This is a genomic window from Novosphingobium sp. BL-S-24 (genome assembly GCF_055521575.1).
In genome coordinates this window covers 818,100-844,185 of the sequence record NZ_CM145488.1, presented here as the reverse complement: position 1 = coordinate 844,185, position 26,086 = coordinate 818,100, and the positions used below count along the sequence as shown (strand labels likewise).

Sequence of the window (26,086 nt, the reverse complement as noted above, 5' to 3'; positions counted from 1 at the left end):
GGAATTTCCTTTCCGCGCCCTTCGTGCAAGCACGCTTGGGCACGGCTCCATATTTGCGAACAAGAGGCATTGACGATGACTGAGATCACCCGTGTCCCGCTCCAGCCGATTGCCAAGGGCGCTGTCACGAAGATCTGGCTGGGTGTTGCCGCCATTGCGCTCGTGGCCGGAGGCGTCGCCTACGCCGCGCTGCCGCCTGCGCCGACCGTGAAGACGCTGACGGCGGGCAACGGCGAATCGCCGACGATGGAAGACGTGGTCCTCATCAACTACAAGGGCATGCTGGAAGACGGCACCGTGTTTGATGAGAACAAGGGCTATCCCAACCCCGTCGCCCAGTTCGTGCCCGGCTTCAGCAAGGCGCTCATGAAGATGAAGCGCGGCGGCAAGTATCTGGTCGAAATCCCGTCGAAGCTGGCTTACGGCGCCAATCCGCCCGCCGGATCGCCAATCCCCGCCAACGCTGATCTTAAGTTCGAAGTCGAACTGCTCGACTTCAAGAGCCTTGCCGAGATCCAGCAGCAGCAGCGCATCATGCAGCAGCTTCAGCAGATGCAGCAGCAGGGCGCGGTTCCCGGCGCTCCGGGCGCGATGCCTGGCGCTCCTGGCGAGGCTCCCGGCGTTCCGGGCGCCGCTCCGGCTCCGGTACAGCCTTGACGCGGCCTGGGCTTATTGCTCGCGGCCTGGCTGGCATGATGCTGGCCGGCTTCCTGTGCATGACCTCAGCAAGTGCTGCCGCGCAGACGGCGGCGGTGGCTAAGGCTGCGCGTACGGTGACGGTGGAGACGCTCAAGGCTGGTTCGGGTGAACGTCCTCCGGCGCACTCCTATGTCCTGATAAACTACAAGGGCATGCTCCCGAACGGGACCGTGTTCGATCAGGCGCAGCAGACGCCGATGCCGCTGGACGAAGTGGTCCCGGGATTTGCCCAAGGGCTGGTCCAGATGCAGCGCGGCGGGCGTTACAAGCTGACGATCCCGCCCGAGCTTGGCTATGGGGCAAAGGCGTCCGGCCCGATCCCGGCGAACTCGACGCTGGTGTTCGAAATCGACCTTCTTGATTTCAAGACGCCCGAGGAGATTGCCGCCTTGATGGCTGAGATGCGCGCGCAGGCTGCCGCTAAGTCTCCCTCGCCCGGACAGCAACCCCAAACCACGCCATAAGTCGCGCGGTTTTCGTTTCGTGCCTGTCCCCGGCTTGAAGCCGCCGGGCGGCGATGCTAGCTGCCCGCTTCGAATGATGTTCCGCGCGCAGCTTGGCGTGGATCCAAACCGTGAAGGAAAGCCATGTCGGTGGATACCGCAACCGTGGCGAAGATCGCCAGCCTCGCCCGGATCAAGGTGAGCGAGCAAGAGCTCGAAGCCATGGTTCCCGAACTGAACGGCATCCTTGCCTGGGTCGAGCAACTCGGCGAAGTCGATGTCACTGGTATCGAGCCGATGACCGCCGTGATCCCCAACACGCTGCGCCTGCGCGATGATGTGACCGATGCCGATCCGCTGACCGGCGGCAATCGCCGCGACGCTGTTCTGGCCAACGCCCCCGCCGCCGAACACGGCTTTTTCGGCGTGCCCAAGGTGATCGAATAATGACCGAGATTACAGACCTTGGCGTCGCCGCCATTCGCGACGGCGTCGCTGCCGGCACATTCTCCGCCGTCGAAGTTGCAGAGGCGTTCAACGCCAATGTCGCTGCCGCGCAGGGGGCCTTGAATGCCTTCATCGTCGCCACGCCCGATAAAGCGATCGAAGCGGCGAAGGCGGTGGACGATGCTCGCGCTGCCGGGCAGGCACTGGGCCCCATGGCCGGCGTACCGATCGGCATGAAGGACCTGTTTGCCACCGCAGGCGTCCAGACGAGCGCCGCCAGCCATATCCTCGAAGGCTTCGTGCCGCAGTACGAATCGACAGTGTCGCGCAAGCTGTGGGAAGCGGGCGCCGGCATGCTCGGCAAGCTGAACCTCGATCAGTTCGCCATGGGTTCCTCTAACGAGAGCAGCCATTTCGGCAACGTGGTGTCGCCCTGGCGGCGGCCGGGCAGCAATGCGCAGTTGACGCCAGGTGGTTCCTCGGGCGGATCGTCGGCGGCGATCGCGGCGCGCCTCGCTCCGGCGGCCACCGGGACCGACACCGGCGGATCGATCCGCCAGCCCGCAGCCTACACCGGCACCACCGGCATCAAGCCCACGTACGGCCGGTGTTCGCGCTGGGGCGTGGTCGCTTACGCCAGTTCGCTCGACCAGGCAGGCGCGATGGGCCGCGACGTGACCGATTGTGCCATCATGCTGGAGGCGATGGCGGGGTTCGATCCCAAGGATTCAACCAGCCTCGACGCTCCGGTGCCCGCGTGGGCGGCTGGCTTGTCCGCCGATCTCAAGGGCAAGAAAGTCGGCATTCCCAAGGAATACCGGGTAGATGGCATGCCGTCCGAAGTCGAGGCGATCTGGGAGCAGGGCATAGCCTGGCTGAAGGATGCCGGGGCCGAAGTGGTCGAGGTATCGCTGCCGCACACCAAATATGCGCTGCCCACGTATTATATCATCGCGCCTGCCGAGGCTTCCTCGAACCTCGCGCGGTACGATGGCGTGCGCTACGGCCTGCGCGACCTGCCGGACGGGGCGGGCCTGCAGGACATGTACGCCGCGACCCGCGCAGCCGGGTTCGGGCCGGAAGTGAAGCGGCGTATCCTGGTCGGCACCTATGTGCTGTCGGCGGGCTTCTACGACGCCTATTACACGCAGGCCCAGAAGGTCCGCGCTCTGATCTCGCAGGACTTCGCCAAGGCGTTCGAGACGGTTGACGTGTTGCTGACGCCGACAGCGCCAAGCGCCGCGTTTGCACTGGGTGAGAACGTCGCCGATCCGGTGGCCATGTACCTCAACGACGTGTTCACCGTTCCGGCCTCTCTGGCGGGATTGCCGGCCATGTCGGTTCCGGCCGGTGTCGATGGGCAGGGCCTGCCGCTTGGACTGCAGATCATCGGCCGTCCGCTTGACGAACAGGGTGTTCTCAACGCCGGTCTCGCGATCGAGGCACGCGCTGCCTTTGCGGCCAAGCCGGAGAAGTGGTGGTAACATGAGCACATATCGCATCCAGGGCGCCACCGGAGACTGGGAGGTCGTGATCGGCCTTGAAGTTCACGCGCAGGTCACGTCCAACTCCAAGCTGTTTTCCGGCTCTGCGACTGCGTTCGGGGCAGAGCCAAACTCGCAGGTATCACTGATCGATGCGGCGATGCCGGGCATGCTGCCGGTTCCCAACCGGGAGTGCATCCGCCAGGCCGTGCGCACCGGGATGGCCATTGATGCGCAGATCAACAAGTGGTCGCGTTTCGATCGCAAGAACTACTTTTATGCCGACTTGCCGCAGGGCTACCAGATCAGCCAGCTGTATCACCCGCTGGTGGGCGAAGGTTCGCTGACGATCGATGCCGATGAGAAGGCCGGCATCCCTGAAGAAAAGGTGATCGGCGTGGAACGCATCCACGTCGAGCAGGACGCCGGCAAGCTGATGCACGATCAGCATCCGACGATGTCCTATGTCGATCTCAACCGGTCGGGCGTGGCGCTGATGGAGATCGTCAGCCGCCCTGATATGCGCTCGCCTGCGGAAGCGGGAGCCTATCTGTCCAAGCTGCGGACGATCCTGCGCTATGTCGGATCGTGCGATGGCAACATGGATCAGGGATCGATGCGCGCCGACGTCAACGTATCGGTGCGCCGCCCCGGCGAGGAACTGGGCACGCGGACCGAGACGAAGAACGTCAATTCGGTGCGCTTCGTCATGCAGGCGATCGAGCATGAAGCCAATCGTCAGGTCGATGTGATCGAGGGCGGCGGCAAGATCGTGCAGGAAACCCGCTTGTTCGATCCGGGCACCGGGTCGACCCGGTCGATGCGGTCGAAGGAAGACGCGCATGATTATCGCTATTTCCCCGACCCCGACCTGCTGCCGCTCGTGCTTGACGACGCGTTTGTCGATGATTGTCGCGCTTCCCTGCCCGAATTGCCTGACGCGAAGCGGGCACGTTACGCGAGCGAGCTGGGCCTTTCGCCGTACAATGCGGCGGTGTTGACGGCCGACGTCGATACGTATCGCTGGTTCGAAGCGCTGCTGGTGGAAACGGCGACCGCGCAAGGCAAACAGCCGGCGGATGTCGCCAAGCAGGCCGCCAACTGGCTGATTTCCGAATTGTTCGGCGCGCTCAACAAGCTGGGTCGCAGCCTTGACGATTCGCCGGTCAGTCATGAGCAGGCGGCGGAGCTTCTCTCGCTCGTCGGCAAAGGGACGATTTCCGGCTCGATCGCGAAGCAGGTTCTGGAAATCATGCTCGACACCGGCGACGGCGCGACCGCGATCGTCGAGCGTGAGGGGCTGAAGCAGGAAAGCGATACCGGCGCCATCGAAGCGGCGGTGGACGGTATCCTCGCCGCCAACGCGGATAAGGTAGAACAGTATCGCGGCGGTAAGGTGGCGCTGTTCGGGTTCTTCGTTGGCCAGACAATGAAGGCGATGCAGGGCAAGGCCAACCCGCAGGTCGTCAACGATATCCTTAAGTCGAAACTCGGCTGACATAGCCAACTAAACAAAAAGGGCGCGGCATGGATCACTCCATTCCGCGCGCTTTTTCTCTGCGATGAAACGTATGCAGCTAGGCGCTGCGCGTTCCGGTCAGTTCCATCGTACCGAACATTCCGGCCTTGATCTCACCCCGCAGGTCGTCGCCATCGACGGTAGCGGTGCAATCGAGGTCCATCGGCATGGGCATGGTCATTTTCATCGACCAGGACAAGGTCTGCCCGCTGATCCGACCGTCGGTGATCGCCATGCTGCCGAGATCGCCGGATATGTGTCCGGTGAACGTATCCGCATAGCTTGGCATGATCGTCAGCACACCCTTCTGCTTGCCAAGCGGGGTGTTGGTTACGCAGTCGTAGGTTCCGGCCAGCGTCATCTATCGTTCCTTATTCCTGAGGCTCGTCGCCGCCATCGGCAGGAGCCGGTCGCACTTCGACCGGCAGGCCCAGGTTCTTGAGTTGCGGTTCGACGATCTTGCGATCGCCCAGGATAACCCAGGTCAGATCGGTCGGTTGCAGGTATTGTCCCGCCGCCGAACCGATAGCTTTCGGATCGATCGCGCGATACGTCGCGGCCAGCTTCACGTAGTAATCTTCCGGCCGTCCGAGCCTGTCGTTCTTGACGATCGCGCCCAGCACCGCGGCGTTGGTTTCGAACTGGTTGGGCAGGGCACGGATCGCGCCTTCGGTGACGCGCTGATACTCCTCGGCGGTGACCGGCTGGCGTGCCGGGAAAGCGGACATGTCCTGCATGATCGCCTTGATCGAGTCGCCCGTGCGATCGGCCTGGACAGGGGCCATGATCTGCAGCGCGCGCGGCCCTATCGGCTGGCTCACGCCCGTTCGCACGCCGTAGCTCCAGCCCTTGTCCTCGCGAATGTCCGCGTTGAGGCGTGACAGGAAGCCGTTGCCGACCACGTCGTTGGCCAGCATCAGCGGCTCCTCGTTTTGTGAGCGGCCGGTCAACGGCAGGACCCGGCCCGCCATGATCACCGACTGTGGCGAATTGGGCCGGTCGATCAGCACGATCCGCGGTGAGGCGGTGGGGGTCTGGGCGTTAAGGTCCTTCACCGGTTTGGCCCCGGCGGGTACCGCCCAGTTGCCGAACGCCTTTTCCAGCAGCGGCTTCAATTCCGCCATCGTCACGTCACCCACGACGGTGATGCGGGCAAGATCCGGACGCAGCCACTTGGCATGCGCGGCGCTCAGCGCGGCGGGGGTCAGCGCGGCGAGGGAGGTCTTCGAGCCAAGACCGTCACTGGGCTGGGCATAAGGATGGCTGCCGTAGAGCTCCGCGCCCAGCGTCCGGGCTGCCAGGGCGCTGGGCGTCGCTTCGGTCTGCGCCAGTTCCGCCAGTGCCTGTGAACGGGCGCGATCGAAATCCGCCTGGGCGAAAGCAGGGTTGCGGATCAGGTCGGACGTCAGCGCCAGCGACGGAGCGAGGTTTGCGGTGAGGGCGCTCAGCGTGACGCTGCTCGCGTCCAGCGACGCGCCCGTGCCGATGTTGGCACCCAGTCGCTCCTGCTCCTCGGCGATCTGTGTGGCGTTGCGGGTGCGGGTGCCTTCCTCCAGCATGTCCAGCATGAGGCCCTGCGTGCCGGGCGTATCAAGCGCGTCCGCAGCATAGCCCGCATCGAAATCGATGGACATGATGACCTTGGGAACCGCCGTACGCCGGGCGAGTGCGACGGGAATGCCGTTGGACAGCGTAGCACGCTCGATCGCCGGAAACGCCAGGGCGGATACGGGCGCGACCGAGGGCGCGGAGCGCTTGGGAACTGGCGGGAGCTTGGGCACTTTTGTCTGGGCGTCGGCGACCGGCGGCGGGGTCTGCCCTTCATCGCCCCATCCGCCCATGGTGTTGCCGCTTTCCGTGCGCTGTCCAGGGACGACGGCCAGCTTGTAGACCGGGCGGCCGAGCCATTTGCGCATGGAAGTCCGCACTGCATCGTGTGTCAGGGCGGCAATGGCCTGAAGGTCCGCCTTGTACTTGGCAGGGTCGTTTGAATAAACCTGTCCTTCCGCCAGCGTGGCGCCCTTGCCGGAGAAGCCTCCAACCTGCTCCAGACCGCCTATCTCGCCCGAAAGGGTGCTGACGACGGCGCGCCGCAGTTCGTCATCGGTCGGCCCCTGCGCCAGGAAATCGGCGATGACTCTGTCGAACGCGGCTTCGGCAGCGGGGCGTTGAACGCCGGGCTTCACGTCCATCTGCGCCTGCAGCACGCCGACCTGCTGATAAACTTGCGCCGAAGCGGAAACCGATACCGCTTCCTGCGATCCGCGCACGAGGGCATTGTCCAGACGCGAGCTGGCGAGGCCGCCGAGAATGTGCATGCCGATGCGCAGCGCCGGGGCCTCCGCATCGTTCAGGCCCGGCCCGCTCCACTGCCGCATCAGCCGCAGCACCGGCACCTGATCGGTCATGTCACGCGATACAGGCGCGGCAAGCGTTACCGGATCTGCGCTGACGGGGGCAACGTCCGGCCCCTTGGGAATGGTGCCGAACCACTTTTCGACCTTGGGCTTTGCTATCGCCGCGTCGATGTCTCCTGATAGCACGAGAACGACGTTGTTCGGGCCGTAATGGTCGGCAAACCACTTCCGCACATCGCCAAGGCTGGCGGCTTCCAGATCGGCCATCGATCCGATGGTGGAATGGCGATACGGGTGGCCGACCGGGAACAGCCCGTCCGCCACGGCATATTCGGTCAGGCCATAAGGCTGATTGTCGCCCTGCCGCTTTTCATTTTGAACGACGCCGCGCTGCTTATCCAACTTGTCCTGGGTGACGGCGGGAAGCAATGCCCCCATGCGATCGCTTTCCATGAATAGCGCCAGATCGAGAGCACCGGTTGGCACCGTTTCCACGTAATTCGTGCGATCATACCACGTGGAGCCGTTTGTGGGCGTGGATCCCGCCGCCTCCAGCGGAATGTCGAAACTCGGCACGTTGGCCGACCCGCCAAAGAACAAATGCTCGTACAGGTGCGCAAAGCCGGTCTTGCCGCGCGGTTCGTTCTTCGACCCGACCTTGTAGTAGATCGTTACCGCGACGACCGGGGCCTTGCGATCGGTATGGACAATCGTGGTCAGGCCATTGGCGAGGACGAATTTGTCGTATGGAATATCGACTTTCTGCACCAGTTCCTGCGGCGATACGGCTGGGGTGGTAGCTGGAGGTCGGGCTGGGACCGCGCCTGCTTCCCGCGGACGGTCGGGGCCGGTAGTATTGCAGGCGGAAAGGGCGAGGGCGGCGGCAAGAGCGGTAACGCTCGGCGTAAGGGACATTCGCATGGCCGCAAGGTAGCAGCTTGCCCGCTGCTTGCCAGAGCCAAACGCCTCCCGGCAAAAGCAAATCCTGTCACCGACACATGGAAATTTTCGTGGCCGATCCCACTTTCGGGCTCGACGCAGGTTGACGCCCGAAACCTGCATAGGGAATATCGCAGAGTCACACCTTGTGTTGCATAAAGACAACACCACATAAACGGGATCAGGAGGCAAGCATTCTATGAATCTCGAAAAGTTCACCGACCGCGCCAAGGGCTTCCTCCAGGCAGCCCAGACCGTTGCGATCCGCAACAATCATCAGCGCATCAGTCCTGAACACATTCTCAAGGCACTGCTGGACGATTCCGAAGGCATGGCGGCCGGGCTTATCAAGCGGGCCAGCGGCAACCCGGTTTTCGCAACGCAGGAACTCGATCGCGCATTGGCCAAGCTGCCGGCGGTGTCAGGCAACGGTGCGGCGGGCGCCCCGGGCCTCGACAACGATGCCGTTCGCGTACTCGATGCAGCGGAGCAGGCGGCGACCAAGTCGGGCGACAGCTTCGTTACGGTGGAGCGCATGCTGCTGGGCCTCGCGCTTGCCAGCACTACGCCTGCCGGTCAGGCGCTGAAGGCTGCCAACGTGACGCCGGAGAGCCTGGAAGCGGCGATCACCGAACTTCGCGGCGGACGCACGGCGGACAGCGCGGGGGCCGAAAACGCTTATGACGCGATGAAGAAATACGCCCGCGATCTCACGCAAGCGGCGCGCGACGGCAAGCTGGACCCTGTCATCGGTCGTGACGAGGAAATTCGTCGCACGATCCAGATCCTCGCCCGTCGAACCAAGAACAATCCCGTGCTGATCGGCGACCCGGGCGTCGGCAAGACAGCGATCGCCGAGGGCCTCGCGCTGCGCATCGCCAATGGTGACGTTCCGGACAGTTTGAAGGATCGCCAGCTGATGGCGCTCGACATGGGCTCGCTCATCGCCGGCGCGAAATATCGCGGTGAGTTCGAGGAGCGTCTGAAAGCGGTGCTGGACGAAGTGAAGGGCGCTGAAGGCCACATCATCCTCTTCATCGACGAGATGCACACCCTGATCGGCGCAGGCGCGTCCGAAGGTTCGATGGATGCGGGGAACCTGCTGAAGCCTGCGCTTGCTCGCGGGGAACTCCACTGCATCGGCGCGACTACGCTGGATGAGTACCAGAAGTACGTAGAAAAAGACGCGGCGCTGCAGCGTCGTTTCCAGCCGGTGTTCGTTGGCGAGCCGACGGTGGAGGACACGATCTCCATCCTGCGCGGGCTGAAGGAAAAGTACGAGCTGCACCATGGCGTGCGGATCACCGACGGCGCCATCGTGGCAGCGGCGACGCTGTCCAATCGTTACATCACCAACCGCTTCCTGCCAGACAAGGCGATCGACCTGATGGATGAGGCCGCAAGCCGCATCCGCATGGAAGTGGAATCCAAGCCCGAGGAAATCGAGAAACTGGATCGCCGCATCATCCAGCTGAAGATCGAGGAGATGGCGCTCGGTAAGGAAACCGACGAGGCGTCTCGCGATCGGCTGGCCAGCTTGCGCGGCGAACTCGGTAATATGGAACAGCAGTCAAGCGAACTGACGACGCGCTGGCAGAACGAACGCGACAAGATCGCAGCCGAAGGCCGCCTGAAGGAACAGCTGGACGCTGCCCGCATCGAACTGGAGCAGGCCCAGCGGGGCGGCGACTACGCCAAGGCGGGAGAACTATCCTACAGCACGATTCCCAACCTGGAAAAGCAACTGACCGAGGCTCAGGATTCGGCGGGCAATGCTTTGCTGCGCGAGGAAGTGACCGAAGATGACATCGCCGGTGTCGTCAGCCGCTGGACCGGCGTGCCCGTCGACCGCATGCTGGAAGGCGAGCGTGAAAAGCTGCTCAAGATGGAAGAGGCCATCGGCGCACGGGTCATCGGTCAGAAGGACGCGGTTTCCGCCGTGTCCAAGGCCGTCCGTCGCGCGCGCGCCGGGTTGCAGGATCCGAACCGCCCGCTCGGATCGTTCCTGTTCCTTGGCCCCACGGGTGTCGGCAAGACCGAACTGACCAAGGCACTCGCCGGATTCCTGTTCGACGATGATACCGCGATGGTCCGCATCGACATGTCCGAATTCATGGAAAAGCACGCGGTCGCCCGCCTGATCGGCGCGCCTCCGGGTTATGTAGGCTATGAAGAAGGCGGCGTGCTGACCGAGGCCGTGCGGCGTAGGCCCTATCAGGTCGTGCTGTTCGACGAGGTAGAGAAAGCGCACGCGGACGTCTTTAACGTGCTGCTTCAGGTGCTGGACGATGGACGGCTGACCGATGGGCAGGGCAGGGTGGTCGACTTTACCAACACATTGATCATCCTGACCAGCAATCTGGGTAGTCAGTACCTGACCCAACTGGACGAAGGGCAGGACGTCGACACGGTCGAGCCGCAAGTCATGGAAGTGGTGCGCGGCCATTTCCGGCCCGAATTCCTCAACCGTCTGGACGAAATCGTGCTGTTCCACCGTCTCGGCCAGGAACACATGGGTCCGATCGTCGACATCCAGGTGGCGCGGGTGCAGAAACTGCTGAAGGACCGCAAGATCGTCCTCGACCTGACCGATGCAGCCAAGCGCTGGCTAGGCCGGGTCGGCTACGACCCCGTCTACGGCGCCCGCCCCCTGAAACGCGCCGTGCAACGCTACCTGCAGGATCCGCTGGCCGAAAAACTGCTCGCCGGAGAAGTCCCCGACGGATCGCATCTGCACATCGAAGATGGCGATGGGGCGCTGGTGATTGGTGTGAGTTGAGCAGATGACCGGGCTGTCTTCGAGGATGGCCCGGTCATTTTATTTCCAGACGTTGTAGTCTTCGGCCCGTATCCAGCGGGTGGCCGCCCACTTCACTCCATCACGCACAGGAGCGCCTGCGTGCTGACTGCGCGGATCAGGGGAGCCGTCTGCTCTTACGTTAGAGAATGCGATCATGTCGCACCCGGATCCCGCCACGGACAGTTTGACGGAAGGGAACTTCGTCTCTCCGCCGACGTAACCGGTGTTAAGATAGATGAGCGCCGTCACGATCCGCTGGTTGGGTTCGAGCGGTAAGGTATCCATGTGAGGGCGATATTCCTGGCCGGGGGAATAATGCAGCACGTTAAGCGGCTCGCCTTGGGCGACACCTGTGCCAGTCGCTGCTGCGATACGCTGCAGGATCGCCTGGATGGGCAGGCTTTCCCGTGTTGGTCCCAAGACCGCAGCGGAGGAGTTTCGTACCGGATGCGGGATGGCCCGACCTGTGCGGGGGTCCGCAACAATGGAGGGCCCCAGCAGATCGCGCACCGACATGGCTATATGCGCGCACTCTTCTTGGGTGACGAACTGGCGCCAGCGCTTGACGTGCCAATCGTCGCCCAGAAACTCCGGATCCGGAAGTTTTGTGGGGTATCCTGAGGCGTCGATCGCCATCCTTGAAAGCATAGCCAGATCATCAGCCGCAGCCCCTCCATACCGCGCGGCAGCTTGTTGAAGCAAAGAAACCGCGGCCGGCCAGTTGGGTGAATCCCCGGTCCCATTCGCGCATAGTGCTACTTCCATCAGTGCTGCATCTTCGTGCCCAAGAAGCACCGCCTGACGTAGCAAGCGCCGCGCTTCCGGTAGATCGCGAGGGGTAGGATGCCCGATGAGCCTCCATTGCGCCAATAGCGCTAGCGAGTCCGCGTCACCAGCCGCAGCACCTTCGTGCGCCAGATCGCTTGCTTCGGCAGGACGGTTTTTGGCCAAGGCATCGGTGGCCCTGCTACTTATGACACTCATTTTTGTAACCTGCCGTCTCCGCTGCACAAAAGAAAGGGCCGGTGGATCGCTCCACCGGCCCTGAAGTATTACGAAAAAGGTTTATATCAAAGCTTGGCGACGAAGCCCGCGTACATGTAGCGTCCACGGACATCATAAATACCGGCACCGCCATTGGCAGCAGTATTCAAGCCATTTCCGACACCCGTGAGGCCAAACGGAGGCATTTTATTGCCTACGTTATCAACGCCAAGGTACAGATTGAACTTGTCGCTTACGTCAACGTCGAGGCGGATGTCGTGATAGAACACATCCGGGTACTTCGCGACCGGCGCAAAGTCTGGGTTCTGCGGAGGCAGACCGTTGACCGAGTTGTAGTCTTCGTAAGTGTTGAGGTACATCTTGTCGATCCAGCGCATCTGGTAACCGAACGTAACCCGACCGACCTTGAGGCTGCTGTTGAGGTTAACCTGGTTCTTGGGATCGCCCAGTTCTTCCAGGATCTGATCGCGGAAGCTTGGATCATCCGGGTTGGTGTAATCGTCGCGCTGCAGAACGCGCGTCCACACGACACCCAAGTTCAACTGACCCCAATCGAAGTCACGACGGTAGTTCACGCTTGTGTCGATACCGCGTGCCTTCAGCTTGGCGAAGTTAGCCGACGATTCAAGCAGCGTGCCTTCCAGGATCTGGTAGGCCTGTTCACCGCGAGGACCACCACCTGCGCCAGCACGCTGGAACAGGCCGCAGAACTGGTTGCTCAACGACGACGAGTCGTAGCAGAGGTTGGCAACCTGCTGTGCGTTGATCGACGAGATCACATTGTTGACCGTGATGTCGTAGTAATCGACGGAAATCGAGAAGCCCGGAACGAACGAAGGCTGGAAAACGATACCAGCGGTGTACGAGTCGGACTTTTCTGCTGTCAACAGTGGGTTGCCGCCAGAAATCGTCTCCAGCGACTGCGAGTATACGTAGTCGTAGCTGGTGGGCACTCCTGCAGCCGCGCAGTTTGCAGCCCGGTTGGCCGAGCCAGTACCGATGTTGCGCGACGAGCACGGATCGACGAAGTTCGGAGCGAAATTCTGACCCTGAGCCGAGTAGAGTTCGGACAAGTTTGGAGCACGCACCGAACGCGAGTAAGTACCACGAAGACGAACGTCTTCGATCGGACGCCAGTCGATACCACCGCCATAAGCGTAGACCGTGCCGGTCGCACCCTTATAGTCTGCAATACGGCCTGAACCGGTCAGCGTCAGCTCGCGGAAGAACGGCATGTCCTTGAGGATCGGCACGCGGATTTCGCCGTATGCTTCCTTCACTTCGAACGCCGGAGCGGTGAACGAAGGAATGGCGTTGTAAAACGCGTATCCGGCCTGGGTCAGATCGTCCAGGTCGTACCGGTTCGTTTCACGGCGATATTCGCCGCCGACCGAGAAGCCGATCGGACCGCCTGGCAGTTCGAACCACTTGCTCGAGTCACCAGCGACGAACGCCGATGCCACGAACTGCGTGATCTTGCCGGTCGCAACCGAAGGAACCAGCAAATACTGGCGAGCTGCGTCGCTAACCGATCCCTGACCGAACGGGTTGAGCGGAACGCATCCGGCGATATCGGCAGCCAGAACGGCCGGGTTCCCGCCAAGGTCGGAACCGGCATAGTTCGGATCCACCTGCGCGCGGCAACGGATGGTGCCCGTAGCGTCACGAACGGTGTCTTGCGCGAGCAGGAAGCGCTGAACGTTGACGTTGCCCTGGATCTGGTTGCGTTCCTTGAACTCGCCGTAGTTCGCGGAGAGTTCATAGTTCCAGCCATCGTTGAAGTCGCCACGTACACCGACGACTGCACGATAGGTCTCGCGACGGATGTTTTCGTCGCGGATACCCAGATCAAGCCAGTTGCGCCGCAGGCCAAAGCGGTACGTTCCAGCAGCGACCTGGGCGAGAGCGGCAGCCTGGTTTGCTGCAGCCTGTTCGACCGTGTTCGTTGCGGTCTTGAAAGCCGCTCCAGTGTTGGGGTTGACGCCCGAATTAATCGAGGCAGCAAGCTGAGCAGCAATCGTCGAGCGTGCAGAGACGGACAAGTATGGATTGTCGAGTCGAACGCCCTCGCGATTTACTGCGGTAGGGAGAAGAACACCGTCTTCATCATAGGAGCCGTTTGCGAATGAGCGGTCATACTGACCAGCGAAGCCGCTGATGCCAGATACGCCATCACCCAGTGTAGTGCCCTGCGAGAAGAAAGGACCGCTCTGCGAACCACGAGCTTCCGTACGAACGTACTTTGCTTCGAAGAAGGGGACGAAGGCAGGGCTTACTTCGAAGTGGCCGATCAGGTTGGCCGAGTAGCGCTTGAGGTCAGGCGACAGCGTCAGCAACTGGCCTTCACGACCGGTGATGCCGTTACCCCCGATGAATGAACCATTTGGACCGATGCCGACCCGCTGCCCTGTTTGAGGAACGAGTGTGCCGTCCGGCTGGAACAGCGCCGTGCAAGTGAAGGCCGATCCTCCTGCTCCACCGCATGGCCCGTTGGCGCCGCCGTAGCGGAACGAAGTCAAGCCACCGAGCGAGATGGTGCCCGAGCGGATGTCACGGAAGAACTGACGGTCAGCGATGCCGTCGCTGGGAGCTGACGCAGGATCGGTGTCGACCGTGACGAAGCCATCCTGACGCGCGAGGGGGCGTCCCGTAGCGTCGTATTGCGACTGATGTGCGAATTCCAGGTTCAGCGCGATGTTGCCGCGACCATCGGCAAAGTTCTTGCCTGCAAGAGCGGAAACGTACTGGTTGCCGGCATCGTTGTACTTCGAAATGCCGTTCTGACCGCGGATCTGCAGCCCTTCGTAATTCGTCTTCAGCTTGAAGTTGACCACGCCGGCGATAGCGTCAGAACCATAAATGGCCGAGGCGCCACCGGTAAGAACTTCGGTGCTCTCGATCAGGTCTGTCGGGATCGTGTTGACGTCCACCGAAACGCCCGTCGAAAGAATGTCGCCCGCAACGTGGCGGCGACCGTTCACCAGCACTAGGGTACGAACCGAACCAAGGCCGCGAAGGTCGAGCAGGTTCAGGCCGCGCGTGCCGAGGAAGCGGGTGGAGTTCTGCTGGCTGAATGTATTGCGCAGCTGCGGCAGCTCGTTGAGCACGTCGCCCACGGACACCTGCCCAGTCTGGAAGAACTGTTCGCCGGTGACCACAGTGACCGGATTGGTCGATTCCAGGTTGGCGGAGCGGATGCGCGATCCGGTGACGACGATGGCTTGGGCAGTTTCGGCTTCATCTGCCGTCTGGGGAGCGGCAGTATCTTGCGCATATGCAGTGCCGCACAGCAGGGCGACGGCCGACAGGCTGGTCGCGCCGCGCAGGGCGGCTTTCTGGATAGTTGTTTTCACTTATGTGTCCCTTGTTGCTTCGTTCGCCTTACCAGGAGCGTGACCAGACCTGATGAGATGACCCGTTGCCGGCTTACGAGCGATGGACGCCCTGCTGCCATAGGAAGGGGTTGTTGCTCCACAAGGGCACGCTTTCAATGCAATTTGGCGACGGTGGTAATTTGGTCGAACGGCTGTTGCAGTGGCGCCACAGCTACGGATGCAGGTGTTGGGTCAGGAAACAGAGTAGCAATGAATTTAGCTAGTTAGCTTAAACAACAGACAGATTGAGAAGACGTAAACACGCCACTAAAAATTGCGTAACGCGAGGCTGCAGAGACACACCGTTGCGTTGCGCTGCTTTGGCTGCACAACGTGTTTATGTGGTAGCGCCTGGCGATTTAATCGCTTAGTTAAATTGAGCGATCTTGGCTGTGTTGGGCGGGGTGTCGCACATAACTATAAGGAGCCTGCATGAATCTGGATCAGAGTGTGGCCGCAGTCGTTACCGGCGGCGCATCGGGGCTTGGCGCAGCGACTGCACGGGCGCTGTCATCGCAGGGCGTGAAGGTGGCGATATTCGATCTTAATGCGGAGGTGGGCGAGGCTCTCGCCCGCGAGATCGGCGGCGTATTCTGCGCGGTCAACGTGACCGACGAGGAGAGCGTAGTCGCCGGGTTTACCAAAGCGCGTGCGGCGCATGGTCAAGAGCGTGTGCTCGTCAACTGCGCCGGTATTGCGCCTGCTGCCAAGACCGTGGGCAAGAACCGCGAAACCGGGGAGCCTCGCTGTCACGACATGGCGCTGTTCGAAAAGGCGATCGCCATCAACCTGGTCGGTACCTTCCGCTGCATCAGCAAGTCGGCTGCCGGGATGGCTACGCTGGAGCCTGTCGACGCTGCGGGATCAAGGGGGGCGATCGTCAATACGTCCTCCGTCGCTGCCCAGGATGGTCAGATCGGCCAAGCCGCCTATGCCGCATCGAAGGGCGGCGTTCTGGCGATGACGCTTCCTGTCGCTCGGGACCTGATGAGCGAAGGCATCCGGGTCAATACGATCCTGCCCGGCATCTTTGAAACGCCGATGATGGCTGGCATGCCGCAGGGCGTTCAGGACGCACTTGCAGCAATGGTGCCGTTTCCAAAGCGGCTGGGCAAAGCCGAGGAATACGCGAAGCTCGCGCTGTTTCTTCTCGAGCACGACTACATGAATGGCGAAAGCATTCGCCTTGACGGCGCGATCCGAATGGGGCCGAAATAGGTCTAATGAAAGAACGTCCGATCACTGTGGCTGCAAATGATGCCGCCGTTACGGTTCCGCCCGGAGCGCGGGCTATGCTGCTCGATACCGCCAGCGCTATTATGCGGGACGGTGATGTGGTGGACATCTCCCTTTCGGAACTGTCGCTGCGGTCGGGTCTGAACTCAGCGCTGGTGAAGTATTATTTCGGCAACAAGGCCGGACTCCTGAAGGCACTGCTTGATCGGGACTGGCAGTCAATCGTCAGCAGCGTCGATGCGCTGCTGGCGAAGGATGGATGGGAGCCTGAGGCCAAGCTTCGGCGCCATTTGTGGAAGGTCGTCGATACGTTCTACGAAGTGCCGTACCTCAACCGGCTGACCATGCGCATGGTGCGCGAAAGCGACGATACCGAAGCGCGGCGGATCGCCGATTGTTATCTGTCGCCCATCTACCGCGCCTATGAACAGTTGATCGGCGATGGAGTGAAGGCGTCAGTCTTTCGAGAGATCGATCCGCAGCTTTTCTACTTCACTGTGACGGGCGCCGTGGATCGGTTCTTTTCCGCCCGCCTGGTCCTCAAGCATTGCTTTGATCAGGACTCCCTGACCGAGGAACTGCGCGACCGGTACCGCGAACATACCATCGACATCATCATGGCTGGCATCCTTGCGCACTGAACAGGCTCATCGATGGCATATCGGCGTGATCGGCGGGTCGGGCCTCGCTTCCGGTGTGATCATGGACGACATGCAGGAGATTGAGGTCGCGAGCACGTTCGGCCCGCCATCCGGGCCGATCACCACCGGACACATAGGCAAGGTCCGCTTCACCTTCATCGCGCGGCATGGGGCGGGGCACTCCATCCCTCCCGGAGAGGTAAACTATCGTGCCAACATCGACGTCCTGAAACGTTGCGGCGTGACGGATGTGATCGCTTTGTCGGCGGTAGGGTCCTTGCGCGAGGAGATGGTGCCGGGGCAGTTCGTGACAGTCGACCAGTTCATCGATCGCACGACGCGGCGGGAAGGCAGCTTTTTCGGCGAGGGCTTCGTCGCTCATGTCAGCCTGGCTGATCCGATATGCCCTTGCCTGGCCAGATACATGGGCGACGCGACGCGGAAAGTCGGCGGAGTGGTGCACCCCTCCGGGTGTTACGTCGCGATTGAGGGGCCGCAGTTTTCCACTCGCGCGGAGAGTCGCATGTATCGCGCATGGGGCGGCGATGTAATCGGAATGACCGCAATGCCCGAGGCGCGGCTCGCGCGGGAGGCGGAACTGCCATACGCGTTGCTAGGCATGGTTACGGACTATGACTGCTGGCGCGAGGACGAGGCGGGTGTGGAAGTCAGCCATGTGCTGGACGTGATGCGCGGGAATGCCGACATTGCGCGGGGTATGTTGGCCGCTTTGGCGGCATCACTGCCGGAACATCGTGAGCCGAGCGCGATCGATCGGGCGCTGGATCATGCGATAATCACGTCGCCCACGCACCGGGATGCGCAAATGGCCACCCGTCTCGACGCCGTCGCCCGGCGGGTGCTGGCGGATCGCCCCTGAGCGGCTGGTTTCGCGATGGCGAGGAAGAAGCGTTATCTTACTGCGACGATGCCTGACGGCTACGTCAAGACGATCGGTCCGACGACAGATCCGTTCACCCATTACTGGCGGATCGTCGCTCAATTGCAGAACGGCAGGACCGAAGTGTTCTGGGGCCACACACGATCGCTGGCCGAAGCGAAGAAGAAGCGCGCGGCGGCTGGCGACGGTGCGCGCATTCGCGGGTGGATCGACTATCGCTTCGAGATCGCAGAACTGGTCGAAACGCCTGTCTGAATTTTAACCTCGCTGGCCGGTTCGGCTGGCTTAGGTCCCGCTGTCGAATATTTGGGGGACTGCACTTTGACGTCGAAATACTTTCTTACCGCATTGGCTCTGACCCTGATTTTCGCAATGCCTGCGTATGCCCAGCAGGCCGAGCGTCGGATGGAAGCACCTTGTCCGCCTGGAACGCAGTACGCGACAATCCGTCGCAACGCGATCAAGCCTGGCAAGATGGCCGAGTTCGAACGCGCAGTCGTCGATCATACGGCGTGGTATGCCCGCAAGGGAAGCGCCACGGTGACACGCATTGCCCGGGTCGTTAACCCGCGTGGTTCCGCTTCGGCACTTTCCGGAAGCGAGGTCGTCACGATTACGAAGTACGGCGGAAAGCAGCCCGAGCGTGATGCGAGGTACGCCTCGTTCATCGCGCGCTACAAGGCAAGTTCGACCATCAAGGACGAAATGCGGGTTTGCCTGCCTGCTCTCTGAACGTTCCATGCCCACCGAGCCTGCAAAACGGCAGCGGTGGGCAATCTAACGAGGTCAGCCTTTCGGCGGGTGGGGATCGCCGCCGGAGAAAGCGTCCGAGATTGAGCACGCCGCGGGTCCGAGGATGACCACGAACAGCGTCGGCAGGATGAACAGGATCAATGGCACCGTCATGATCGCAGGAAGGCGCGCTGCCTTTTCCTCTGCCCGCATCATGCGTTCGTTGCGGAATTCGGCTGACAGCACACGCAAGGCCGACGCTAGCGGCGTGCCGTAGCGCTCCGTCTGCACCATGGTGGTGACCACGCCTTTCACGGCATCAAGATTGACGCGATAGGCCAAGTTTTCGAATGCCTGGCGACGCTCGGTAAGGAACGACAGTTCGATCGACGTCATCGAGAATTCGTCGCCCAGTTCCGGGTACGCTCGGCCAAGTTCGCGCGACACGCGTTCGAATGCGGCGTCCACGGTCAAGCCAGCTTCCGCGCAGATGACCAGCAGGTCGAGCGCGTCAGGCAGGCCCTTGCGGATCGCGTCGGTACGCTTGGTGACACGGTTCTGGATGAAGATATCCGGCCCCTTGTACCCGGCCAACACCATGAATGCGAAGGCCATGAACCGCTTGAACGAACCCCATTCAGGAAAATACTCAATCCCGTAGATCAGCAGCGCGGCAATGCCGCCCAGCACGATCGGCGCGACAAGCCGGGCGAGCACGACCGCGACGGCCCATTCCTTGTTGCGGATACCGGCCTGTGCCAGCTTTTGCTGGATCGCCTTGATCTGGCTGTCCTGCAACATTTTGGCGCCGCCAAGGAACGCACCCATCTTGTCGGTAGTGTCGTTACGGCGGACAAGGCTCTGGCGCTTGCGGGCTGTGGTGACGATGCCCGCTTTCAATTGCTCGCGCCGCTGGTTGAGCGCCTTCACGCGCTTGGCCATCGGATCGCGGATGGTGATGGCGGAATAGATCGCCAGGATTACGGATGCAGCGGCCACGATCGACAGCAGGGTGCCGACGAGAGTGACGTCGAAGCCGAGAAGGGTGGGGCCGGCGGGTTGGTCCATCATGGTCTTGTCCTGCGTCCCTCGATCAGATTTCGAAGCTGACCATCTTGGCCATGATGAAAGCGCCGATGCCCATCCATACCGCCGCGCCGATACCGGCCACGATCAGACGCTCGTCGATGAAGAATTCGCCGATATATTGAGGGCTGATCCACCAGATCATAGTGAACACGATAAAGGGCAGCGATCCGACAATGTAGGCGGACGCCTTGGATTCTGAGCTCATCGCCCGGATCTTGAGCTTCATCTGCGCGCGCTTGCGCAGCACGTCCGACAGGTTGGCGAGTGTTTCAGCGAGGTTGCCGCCGGTCTCGCGTTGAATCGCGAGCGTGATGCAGAAGAAGTTGAACTCCGGTATGCCCAGGCGATCGGCAGTGTTCTGGAGCGCATCCTCCATCGTCTTGCCGACTTTCATGCGATCGGTGATGAGCTTGAATTCTTCTCCGACCGGGCCGGGGATCTCCTGCGACACGATCATCAGCGTCTCTGACACCGGCAGGCCCGATCGGAGGCCGCGGACCAGCAAGTCGATGGCATCGGCAAACTTGACCGTGAATGCATTCGTGCGCTTGTTGATAAAGAAGTTGACGACCATGTGCGGCAGGCCCGCCCCAACGAACGCGCCAACCGCCAGGCCAAGCAACAGAGCGCCAGTCTTAAGAAAGATAAGTGCGGCAACCACTCCACCCAACGCCAGCGACCCGTAGATATATTGCGAGAGGGTCCACTTCTTGCCGGAACGATGCAGCCGCAGAGCCAGCGCTTCTATACGCGAGTTCGATCCGGCAATCTGGTGCATGCGCGGTTTGCGCGCGGCGACTGCCCGGCGCATCTGCGCTTCCAGCCGATCTGTCGTATTCTCCGAATGACGGGCCCGGACGGACTTCAGGCGACGGGTGGATTCCTTGGTCGCCGATGGCCCCGAAAATGCCGCGAAGATCAGCAGACCCACGCCCGCAACCCCGGCGAACACCATGATCAGAGGAAAAATGTCCATAACCCAGCCGTGCCTTTACGTGCGCCGTTTGCGATGCATCACTGCGTCGCGGCCGGCGTTTTCTTCTTCGATTTGGACATCATGGCCTTGAAGTCGATCTTGCCGAGCAGCGAAGACTTGCTGCCCGAGGGTGCCACGGCATTTTCCGTTTCGCTGATCATGCCGGCCAGATCGCGCATCACGCTGCCTGCCTTGGTGGCGCGATTTGCATCGGCGAAGGTCTGACCCAATTTCGCAGCCATGGATGCAGCCTTGAGATCATAAGGAATCAGGAAGTCGATCTTCGTCTCGATCGAGGCTTCGAAATCCGCCTTCGAGATCTCCGCCAGCGCCGTCTGCACCTTGTTCGCCACGACGATGACGCGCGTCTCCTTGGCATTAGCGCGCAGCCAGGACAGCATACGGATCGCATCACGCGCCGACGCCAGCGTCATTTCGGTTACGAGCACCACGACGTTGAGGTTGGTGACGAGTTGCGGAAAGTTGATCAGCATGTTGCGCGGCAGATCGACTACCGTCATTTCGAACGCCTGGCGGAATTCCTCCTCCAGTTGCACGAAGGCCGAACCGTCCGTCATCAGTGGCGCGTTGATTGGCGCTTCGGCCGACAGGATGGCAAGGTTATCGTTAGCGCGGATCATCGCGCGTTCGATGAACAGTCCGTCGATGCGGCTGGGGTTTTCGATGGCATCGGTAAGCCCGCGTCCCGGCTCCAGATCGAGGCAGAGTGCGCCTGTGCCGAAGTGGATGTCGAGGTCAAGCAGAGCGGTCGGCCGCTTGTGATCCCCGCTGAACAGCCAGGCGAGCGACGTTGCCAGCGTCGACGCGCCGACCCCGCCGCGCGTGCCGATGACCGCAGTCGAAATGTGGGGCTTGCCCGAACCTGCGTCCTGAACACGCGGCGCGGCAAAGACGGACTGCGCCTGCGCCAGGGTGTCGCGCACCTGGGATGCCGATAGGGGCTTGAGCATGTAATCGTGGATGCCGCTTGCCACCAGATCGCGGTAAAGGCGAACGTCATTGACCTGACCGATGGCGACGACGACCGTGCCCGGCTCGCACACTTCGGCCAGCGCGTTGATGTCGCTCAGCGGATCGCCACTTTCGGACAAATCCACCAGCAGGATATTGGGGCTGGCGGTGATCGACAGTGATTGCACGGCGTTGCGCAGGCCGCCCTTGTGGCATTTTTCCGACTGCCACCCGAGATCGACTGCCACCGAACGAATGACGTCGAGCGAGGAGTCGTCGCAAACGAAGGCCGCGAACTGGTCGCGACTGGCGGGTCCGCCCGATTTCCAGGGTGCGTTCATCACCTTAGTCTTCCTTCGAGTTGACTTGATTGACGCCGGCCCCGCCGCGACCGGTGGGCGTGGCGGCACGATAGGCGTTGATCGCCTTGTTCGAGGTCATCGTCGTCGTCGTACCGGTATCCTGCTCGCCGTGGAGCAAGTCGGTTGGGTTGGCGACCATCGCGGCAAGGTTCGTGTTGATCGCGCAGCCGAAGTTGCTGGACAAGCCGTTGGTCGGATTGCCATCGCTGTTGGAGGACCAATCGGGGCACCCCGGAACGAAAGCGCGTGCACGGCTCATGACGATACGCACCGTGCCAGGTGCCATAGCGCCTGCGGTGGGCGGCGCGTGCTCGTCCACCACAAGACCATAGCGCGAGGCCACGGCTTCGACGGTCTCGCGGGTCGCCGGGCCAGCGGCAGGATCGTCGATCGCGATCCGGTCGCCATATTTCAGGCCCATTGCGCCGAACCATCCGGCAAGTCGCTCACGCTCACCGTAAGCAAGACCGTCCGATCCACTTGTGTTGAGGTCGAGCATGTAGTCAGACTTTTCGACGATCGGCTGATGGACCGAGTCCATCGAGCGGTTGTGCGAAACGCCGCCGACACATGCCGAAAGGGACAGGCCGAGGATCAGCGCGAGGCCGGTGGCACCTTTGCGGCCGACAGTTGCGTGTTTGCGCATGGTGAAAACCTCTCTCACTTCAGGCTGAAGCCGGGCTTGGCGGCGGCCTCAGGGCTGGCGCGCTTTGCCGACTTTCGTTGATTGGCCGACGGGGCTGCTCCGAGGGGGGTACCTGGCCCTTGAGGCGGTGCTTGGCTCGTCGCCTCGGGGCGCTGGGCGCCGCTGACGCCATCGCTTGCCATGTTGCCGATGATGCGCTGCAGCTCGTCCGGCGAATTGAAGCCGTCGGTAGGCAATGCGATCTGCGATGACGAATTGACCGGGTTCACCAAATACGGCGTGACGATGATGACCAGTTCGGTCTCTCCGCGACGATAGCTGGTCGAGCGGAACAGCGACCCCAGGATCGGCAGATCGCCCGCACCCGGCAGCTTCTGGATCGTGTTCTGCGTATTGTTCGACAGCAGGCCGGCGATCATGAAGCTCTGACCCGAACCCAGTTCGATCGTCGTTTCGGTGCGTCGAGTCGTCAGCGCCGGAATGGTATAGCCACCTAGCGAAACAGCACCTTCATTGGAAAGCTCGGACACTTCGGGTCGGACGCGCATGGAAATGCGGCCGTTGGTCAGAACGGTCGGGGTATAACTTAGGCTGACGCCGTACTTTTTGTATTCGACGGTCGTATTGCCAAGACCCTGAGCCAACGGAATGGGGAACTCGCCGCCTGCCAGAAACTCAGCGGTTTCACCCGAAAGCGCGGTGAGATTGGGTTGGGCGAGCGTGCTGACCAAGCCGACGGTTTCACCGGCATCTAGGGCGCCTAAAATGTTCATGCCCAAGAATCTGCCGGCAAGACCCAACGTCGTGGCAGAGGGGGAGCCGGGAATGTTGCTGCCGGGAAGGCTGGCGATCTCACCCGTGGTTGGGTCAATACCGTATTGTGAGGTTGCGCCCGTGCCGACGCCGAGTACTCGGCCGGGGTAGAACTGTCCTCCGACGCCGCCGCCCTGGCCGATGCCGAACTTGAAACCACCAGTGCCGTCGAGAGTCGAAAGTTTGACGCTGAGCGACTTGACCAGCGAGCGGCTAACTTCCGCGATGCGGACCTGCAGGTTGACCTGCATAGGTGTCGCGGTGCGCAGGCGGGTGATGACGTTGGCTTCCTTGCCGGCATACGCTTGGATCAGGCGCTCGGCTTCGGCAGCGTCTTCCGGCGAGCGGACGGTGCCGGTGAGTAGGAACGTGTTCGATCCCATCGTCGAGACAGCGATCTTCGCATCCGGCATGGCCATGCGCAGCATCGAGTCGACGCTGTCGAGGTTTGACCCCACGCGAACCGTACCCGACCAGACCACTGCGCCCGCCGCGTTGCTGGCATAAACGGTGGTGGTGCCGCCGCCCTTGCCGAAGACGTAGAGCTGGCGTGCCGACTTCACTTGCACGTCGGCCACGGAGTCGTTGGCGACAAAGACGTCGGCCATCGAACCGGGAAGGTTGATCAGCTGGCCGTTGCCGATCGAAAGCTGGATGTCCTGCATCGGCTGGCTGACCGACTGTGCGGCGGCCGGACCGGCCATGGCGACCGTCAACGATGCGACAGCACATGCCGACAGCATGGTCTTCAGCGCGCGTGCAGGCTTTTTCAGGCTAGGCTTCATCTGGATGCCCTCAAAGGCGGAGAAGGGGAAGGCTGCTGGCCGAAGATGGGTGCAGACGGGCATCACTGCTTCCCGACCGGTTCGACAGTGGTAGCCTTGCCGCGAGTGACGCGGACGACGGGGCCGGTTCGTACGGGAGCCGCAGGTGCGCCGGCCATTTGCGGGGCTGCCATCATCTGCGGTGCCGGGGCGCTGGGCCGGGTCGAGCGCTGGAAGCGGGATACGTCTCCGCCGGTGACATAGGTGGTGTTTCCATCGATCGGTTTGTCCATCGCCTGCTTCATCAAGGCTTCTTCCTGCTGGCGCGTGGCGCCTTCGGGAACCTTGACGTCGCCATTGGCGAGGATGCGCTCGAATTCGCCCTGGTTGTCGGCAATGGCGCGCAAGGACAGACTGATCTGGCCGATTTCCTGCGCAACGGCCACTTTCTCGGCGATGCGCGGGGTAACTTCGACCGTCACGGTGTTGAAGGCATGAACCACGGTCTTGCCGTCCACGACTTCGCTGTCCGTCGCCTGATCGGTTGCCAGAACCCGCAAGTTGCGCAGGATCGTTTCGGTGGTCCGCAGCGAGTCTCCGTCACCGCCGCCCTTGACGTCCTGCGTCAGCATGAGGTCCACGCGGTCGCCTGGGAAGATGAACCCGCCGACGCCTGTCTTGGCCGAAACCGGAATGGTGATGGCGCGCATGCCCGGAGCCAGTGCGGCGGCCAGAAATCCGCGATCGCCGGGAGCGACGAGCGCGCCCTGCGTCAAGGGCTGTCCCGCCGTGATCGGAAAGCGCACGACGGTTCCGAGCAGCTTGGCCATGTCTGACTGCCCCTCAAGGTAGTAGGCGTCCTTCACCAGCTCGTTCGGCCAATCCTGAAAGGAAACCGAATCGGCGGTGATGATGGTGCCGACAGGCAGCGCGCGCTGCGCGACCAGGACCTTGGGTCCGGTCGGTGCGGCGACGGCTTCGGCCTGAGGGGCTGCGCCTCCGGCGAACATCGTGCGTGCAGCAAACGCGGTGAAAGCTGCGATGAGCAGCGCCACTGCGAGCAGCACTACCTTCTTCCTGTCCATGGCTTGGAAGCCCCTTGAAAATCCCCGATCTACAACATGGTTATCGAGCAAAATGGTTAAGAACGGGTTCACCCCGATCCATAAGGATTCAGGCCGCCAGGCTCACGCTCACGAGGGTCTGCGCGCCCATCACCCACAGCCCGGATGCCGAGATCGCGATGCCGTACGGGATCTCCAACCTCGACTTCTGGCGGCGCATGATGTGGCGGAAACCGAAGAGCAGAGCGGCGATCATGGCGAGTACGATGGCCAGGATCATCCAGCCACTGGGGAGGGCGCGGGCGATGGCCTTGAGCGTTTCGGGCGCGATCACTGGCCTTCCGATCGCAACGGCATAAACGATGGCGCAAGCACACCAGACCCACATGACGGCAACCACCATGGCGAGACCGTCGCGCGCCGATTCGCCGGACCGACGCTGCATGTTGAAAGCGGCCATCGCGAGGGAAGCGCCCCCGCCGAGGAGCGCCATCAGCATCACCAGATCAAGGAAGCTGGCGAGTGGAAACCAGAGGGCAAGGGCGCCAAGCAGCTTCACATCGCCGCCGCCCATCTGTTCGGCGGCGAACAGCAGGCAAGCGATGACGAACGTCACTACCGCAAGCCCGATCTGGAACGCGATGTCCATCGGACCGAACCCCATCGCCAGCCACCACAAAGGAGCCGCGATCGCGATGGAAAGGGTTAGCCAGTTGTTGATCTCCCGTCGGCGCAGATCCGTCAGTGCGGCGATCAGCAGCCCGGTTGCCAAGGCTGCCAGCAGTGCGTACGCAAAATAACCGCCCGACATTCGCTTGTCCCT

Annotated in this window: 22 protein-coding genes; 11 read left to right on the top strand and 11 right to left on the bottom strand. The window is 62.0% G+C overall.

The annotated features are described in order from the left end of the window. Window positions 1–75: 75 nt before the first annotated feature. The 5 genes from ACZ1JM_RS09235 (at window position 76) to gatB (ending at window position 4,571) form a co-directional block, all read left to right on the top strand. Window positions 76–657 carry an FKBP-type peptidyl-prolyl cis-trans isomerase gene (locus ACZ1JM_RS09235; RefSeq protein WP_465134529.1) on the top strand — a complete coding sequence of 194 codons (582 nt, stop codon included), beginning with the start codon at window positions 76–78 and terminating at the stop codon, window positions 655–657. A 35-nt stretch (window positions 658–692) separates the two neighbouring features. Then, complete coding sequence (locus ACZ1JM_RS09230; protein WP_465134528.1) at window positions 693–1,163, top strand: FKBP-type peptidyl-prolyl cis-trans isomerase; 471 nt, start codon at window positions 693–695, stop codon at window positions 1,161–1,163. 123 nt (window positions 1,164–1,286) lie between these two features. Further along, on the top strand, window positions 1,287–1,589 hold the full coding sequence (gatC, locus tag ACZ1JM_RS09225; RefSeq protein ID WP_465134527.1) for an Asp-tRNA(Asn)/Glu-tRNA(Gln) amidotransferase subunit GatC: 303 nt from the start codon (window positions 1,287–1,289) through the stop codon (window positions 1,587–1,589). Beyond that, window positions 1,589–3,073 carry an Asp-tRNA(Asn)/Glu-tRNA(Gln) amidotransferase subunit GatA gene (gene gatA, locus ACZ1JM_RS09220; RefSeq protein ID WP_465134526.1) on the top strand — a complete coding sequence of 495 codons (1,485 nt, stop codon included), beginning with the start codon at window positions 1,589–1,591 and terminating at the stop codon, window positions 3,071–3,073. Before gatC ends, gatA begins: the two co-directional genes overlap by 1 nt. Before the next feature lies 1 nt (window position 3,074). Beyond that, window positions 3,075–4,571, top strand: a complete 1,497-nt coding sequence (gatB, locus tag ACZ1JM_RS09215) for an Asp-tRNA(Asn)/Glu-tRNA(Gln) amidotransferase subunit GatB (RefSeq protein ID WP_465134525.1) — start codon at window positions 3,075–3,077, stop codon at window positions 4,569–4,571. 79 nt (window positions 4,572–4,650) lie between these two features. Here gatB and ACZ1JM_RS09210 read toward each other — a convergent pair whose 3' ends face one another. Together ACZ1JM_RS09210 and ACZ1JM_RS09205 are read right to left on the bottom strand one after the other, a co-directional pair. Further along, window positions 4,651–4,953: a hypothetical protein gene (locus ACZ1JM_RS09210; RefSeq protein ID WP_465134524.1), complete on the bottom strand. Its 303-nt coding sequence runs from the start codon at window positions 4,951–4,953 to the stop codon at window positions 4,651–4,653. 10 nt (window positions 4,954–4,963) lie between these two features. Continuing rightward, the gene (locus ACZ1JM_RS09205; RefSeq protein WP_465134523.1) at window positions 4,964–7,870 is read right to left on the bottom strand and encodes a M16 family metallopeptidase; all 2,907 of its coding nucleotides are present in this window, start codon (window positions 7,868–7,870) and stop codon (window positions 4,964–4,966) included. 217 nt (window positions 7,871–8,087) lie between these two features. Between ACZ1JM_RS09205 and clpB the strand changes: the two genes are divergently transcribed. Beyond that, window positions 8,088–10,667 (top strand): ATP-dependent chaperone ClpB, encoded by a 2,580-nt coding sequence (gene clpB, locus ACZ1JM_RS09200; protein ID WP_465134522.1) that lies wholly within the window; start codon window positions 8,088–8,090, stop codon window positions 10,665–10,667. Between the two features lie 39 nt (window positions 10,668–10,706). Here clpB and ACZ1JM_RS09195 read toward each other — a convergent pair whose 3' ends face one another. Continuing rightward, complete coding sequence (locus ACZ1JM_RS09195; RefSeq protein WP_465134521.1) at window positions 10,707–11,672, bottom strand: 2OG-Fe(II) oxygenase; 966 nt, start codon at window positions 11,670–11,672, stop codon at window positions 10,707–10,709. Window positions 11,673–11,758: 86 nt separating this feature from the next. Next, window positions 11,759–15,046, bottom strand: a complete 3,288-nt coding sequence (locus tag ACZ1JM_RS09190) for a TonB-dependent receptor domain-containing protein (protein WP_465134520.1) — start codon at window positions 15,044–15,046, stop codon at window positions 11,759–11,761. 453 nt (window positions 15,047–15,499) lie between these two features. Here ACZ1JM_RS09190 and ACZ1JM_RS09185 point away from each other — a divergent pair, with 453 nt between their 5' ends. The 5 genes from ACZ1JM_RS09185 (at window position 15,500) to ACZ1JM_RS09165 (ending at window position 18,577) form a co-directional block, all read left to right on the top strand. Next, window positions 15,500–16,285, top strand: a complete 786-nt coding sequence (locus tag ACZ1JM_RS09185; RefSeq protein ID WP_465134519.1) for an SDR family oxidoreductase — start codon at window positions 15,500–15,502, stop codon at window positions 16,283–16,285. A gap of 5 nt (window positions 16,286–16,290) precedes the next feature. Further along, entirely contained in the window at window positions 16,291–16,944 is a 654-nt protein-coding gene (locus ACZ1JM_RS09180) for a TetR family transcriptional regulator (RefSeq protein WP_465134518.1), read from the top strand. Continuing rightward, window positions 16,934–17,824: a phosphorylase family protein gene (locus tag ACZ1JM_RS09175; protein ID WP_465134517.1), complete on the top strand. Its 891-nt coding sequence runs from the start codon at window positions 16,934–16,936 to the stop codon at window positions 17,822–17,824. The genes ACZ1JM_RS09180 and ACZ1JM_RS09175 overlap by 11 nt, the downstream gene beginning before the upstream one ends. 15 nt (window positions 17,825–17,839) lie before the next feature. Then, complete coding sequence (locus tag ACZ1JM_RS09170) at window positions 17,840–18,100, top strand: hypothetical protein (protein ID WP_465134516.1); 261 nt, start codon at window positions 17,840–17,842, stop codon at window positions 18,098–18,100. Window positions 18,101–18,166: 66 nt separating this feature from the next. Further along, a complete protein-coding gene (locus ACZ1JM_RS09165; protein ID WP_465134515.1) occupies window positions 18,167–18,577 on the top strand; it encodes a hypothetical protein in 411 nt (136 codons plus the stop codon). A 54-nt stretch (window positions 18,578–18,631) separates the two neighbouring features. Here ACZ1JM_RS09165 and ACZ1JM_RS09160 read toward each other — a convergent pair whose 3' ends face one another. From ACZ1JM_RS09160 to ACZ1JM_RS09130, 7 genes are all read right to left on the bottom strand, one after another. Further along, window positions 18,632–19,648 carry a type II secretion system F family protein gene (locus tag ACZ1JM_RS09160; protein ID WP_465134514.1) on the bottom strand — a complete coding sequence of 339 codons (1,017 nt, stop codon included), beginning with the start codon at window positions 19,646–19,648 and terminating at the stop codon, window positions 18,632–18,634. A 22-nt stretch (window positions 19,649–19,670) separates the two neighbouring features. Further along, window positions 19,671–20,642 carry a type II secretion system F family protein gene (locus ACZ1JM_RS09155; protein WP_465134513.1) on the bottom strand — a complete coding sequence of 324 codons (972 nt, stop codon included), beginning with the start codon at window positions 20,640–20,642 and terminating at the stop codon, window positions 19,671–19,673. Window positions 20,643–20,680: 38 nt separating this feature from the next. Then, window positions 20,681–21,955, bottom strand: a complete 1,275-nt coding sequence (locus ACZ1JM_RS09150; RefSeq protein ID WP_465135022.1) for a pilus assembly protein CpaE — start codon at window positions 21,953–21,955, stop codon at window positions 20,681–20,683. A 4-nt stretch (window positions 21,956–21,959) separates the two neighbouring features. Continuing rightward, window positions 21,960–22,622 (bottom strand): CpaD family pilus assembly protein, encoded by a 663-nt coding sequence (locus tag ACZ1JM_RS09145; protein ID WP_465134512.1) that lies wholly within the window; start codon window positions 22,620–22,622, stop codon window positions 21,960–21,962. A 14-nt stretch (window positions 22,623–22,636) separates the two neighbouring features. Then, window positions 22,637–24,283, bottom strand: a complete 1,647-nt coding sequence (locus tag ACZ1JM_RS09140) for a type II and III secretion system protein family protein (RefSeq protein ID WP_465134511.1) — start codon at window positions 24,281–24,283, stop codon at window positions 22,637–22,639. After that, window positions 24,283–25,284 (bottom strand): Flp pilus assembly protein CpaB, encoded by a 1,002-nt coding sequence (gene cpaB / locus ACZ1JM_RS09135; protein ID WP_465134510.1) that lies wholly within the window; start codon window positions 25,282–25,284, stop codon window positions 24,283–24,285. Before cpaB ends, ACZ1JM_RS09140 begins: the two co-directional genes overlap by 1 nt. Before the next feature lie 88 nt (window positions 25,285–25,372). Further along, window positions 25,373–26,074, bottom strand: a complete 702-nt coding sequence (locus ACZ1JM_RS09130) for an A24 family peptidase (RefSeq protein WP_465134509.1) — start codon at window positions 26,072–26,074, stop codon at window positions 25,373–25,375. Window positions 26,075–26,086 lie beyond the last annotated feature (12 nt).

Bases quoted from the DNA above. Each gene is read 5' to 3' on its own strand.
- ACZ1JM_RS09235 (WP_465134529.1), top strand. From the start codon at position 76: ATGACTGAGATCACCCGTGTCCCGCTCCAGCCGATTGCCAAGGGCGCT.
- ACZ1JM_RS09230 (WP_465134528.1), top strand. From the start codon at position 693: ATGATGCTGGCCGGCTTCCTGTGCATGACCTCAGCAAGTGCTGCCGCG.
- gatC (WP_465134527.1), top strand. From the start codon at position 1,287: ATGTCGGTGGATACCGCAACCGTGGCGAAGATCGCCAGCCTCGCCCGG.
- gatA (WP_465134526.1), top strand. From the start codon at position 1,589: ATGACCGAGATTACAGACCTTGGCGTCGCCGCCATTCGCGACGGCGTC.
- gatB (WP_465134525.1), top strand. From the start codon at position 3,075: ATGAGCACATATCGCATCCAGGGCGCCACCGGAGACTGGGAGGTCGTG.
- ACZ1JM_RS09210 (WP_465134524.1), bottom strand. From the start codon at position 4,953: ATGACGCTGGCCGGAACCTACGACTGCGTAACCAACACCCCGCTTGGC.
- ACZ1JM_RS09205 (WP_465134523.1), bottom strand. From the start codon at position 7,870: ATGCGAATGTCCCTTACGCCGAGCGTTACCGCTCTTGCCGCCGCCCTC.
- clpB (WP_465134522.1), top strand. From the start codon at position 8,088: ATGAATCTCGAAAAGTTCACCGACCGCGCCAAGGGCTTCCTCCAGGCA.
- ACZ1JM_RS09195 (WP_465134521.1), bottom strand. From the start codon at position 11,672: ATGAGTGTCATAAGTAGCAGGGCCACCGATGCCTTGGCCAAAAACCGT.
- ACZ1JM_RS09185 (WP_465134519.1), top strand. From the start codon at position 15,500: ATGAATCTGGATCAGAGTGTGGCCGCAGTCGTTACCGGCGGCGCATCG.
- ACZ1JM_RS09180 (WP_465134518.1), top strand. From the start codon at position 16,291: ATGAAAGAACGTCCGATCACTGTGGCTGCAAATGATGCCGCCGTTACG.
- ACZ1JM_RS09170 (WP_465134516.1), top strand. From the start codon at position 17,840: ATGGCGAGGAAGAAGCGTTATCTTACTGCGACGATGCCTGACGGCTAC.
- ACZ1JM_RS09160 (WP_465134514.1), bottom strand. From the start codon at position 19,648: ATGATGGACCAACCCGCCGGCCCCACCCTTCTCGGCTTCGACGTCACT.
- ACZ1JM_RS09155 (WP_465134513.1), bottom strand. From the start codon at position 20,642: ATGGACATTTTTCCTCTGATCATGGTGTTCGCCGGGGTTGCGGGCGTG.
- ACZ1JM_RS09150 (WP_465135022.1), bottom strand. From the start codon at position 21,955: ATGAACGCACCCTGGAAATCGGGCGGACCCGCCAGTCGCGACCAGTTC.
- ACZ1JM_RS09145 (WP_465134512.1), bottom strand. From the start codon at position 22,622: ATGCGCAAACACGCAACTGTCGGCCGCAAAGGTGCCACCGGCCTCGCG.
- ACZ1JM_RS09140 (WP_465134511.1), bottom strand. From the start codon at position 24,283: ATGCCCGTCTGCACCCATCTTCGGCCAGCAGCCTTCCCCTTCTCCGCC.
- cpaB (WP_465134510.1), bottom strand. From the start codon at position 25,284: ATGGACAGGAAGAAGGTAGTGCTGCTCGCAGTGGCGCTGCTCATCGCA.
- ACZ1JM_RS09130 (WP_465134509.1), bottom strand. From the start codon at position 26,074: ATGTCGGGCGGTTATTTTGCGTACGCACTGCTGGCAGCCTTGGCAACC.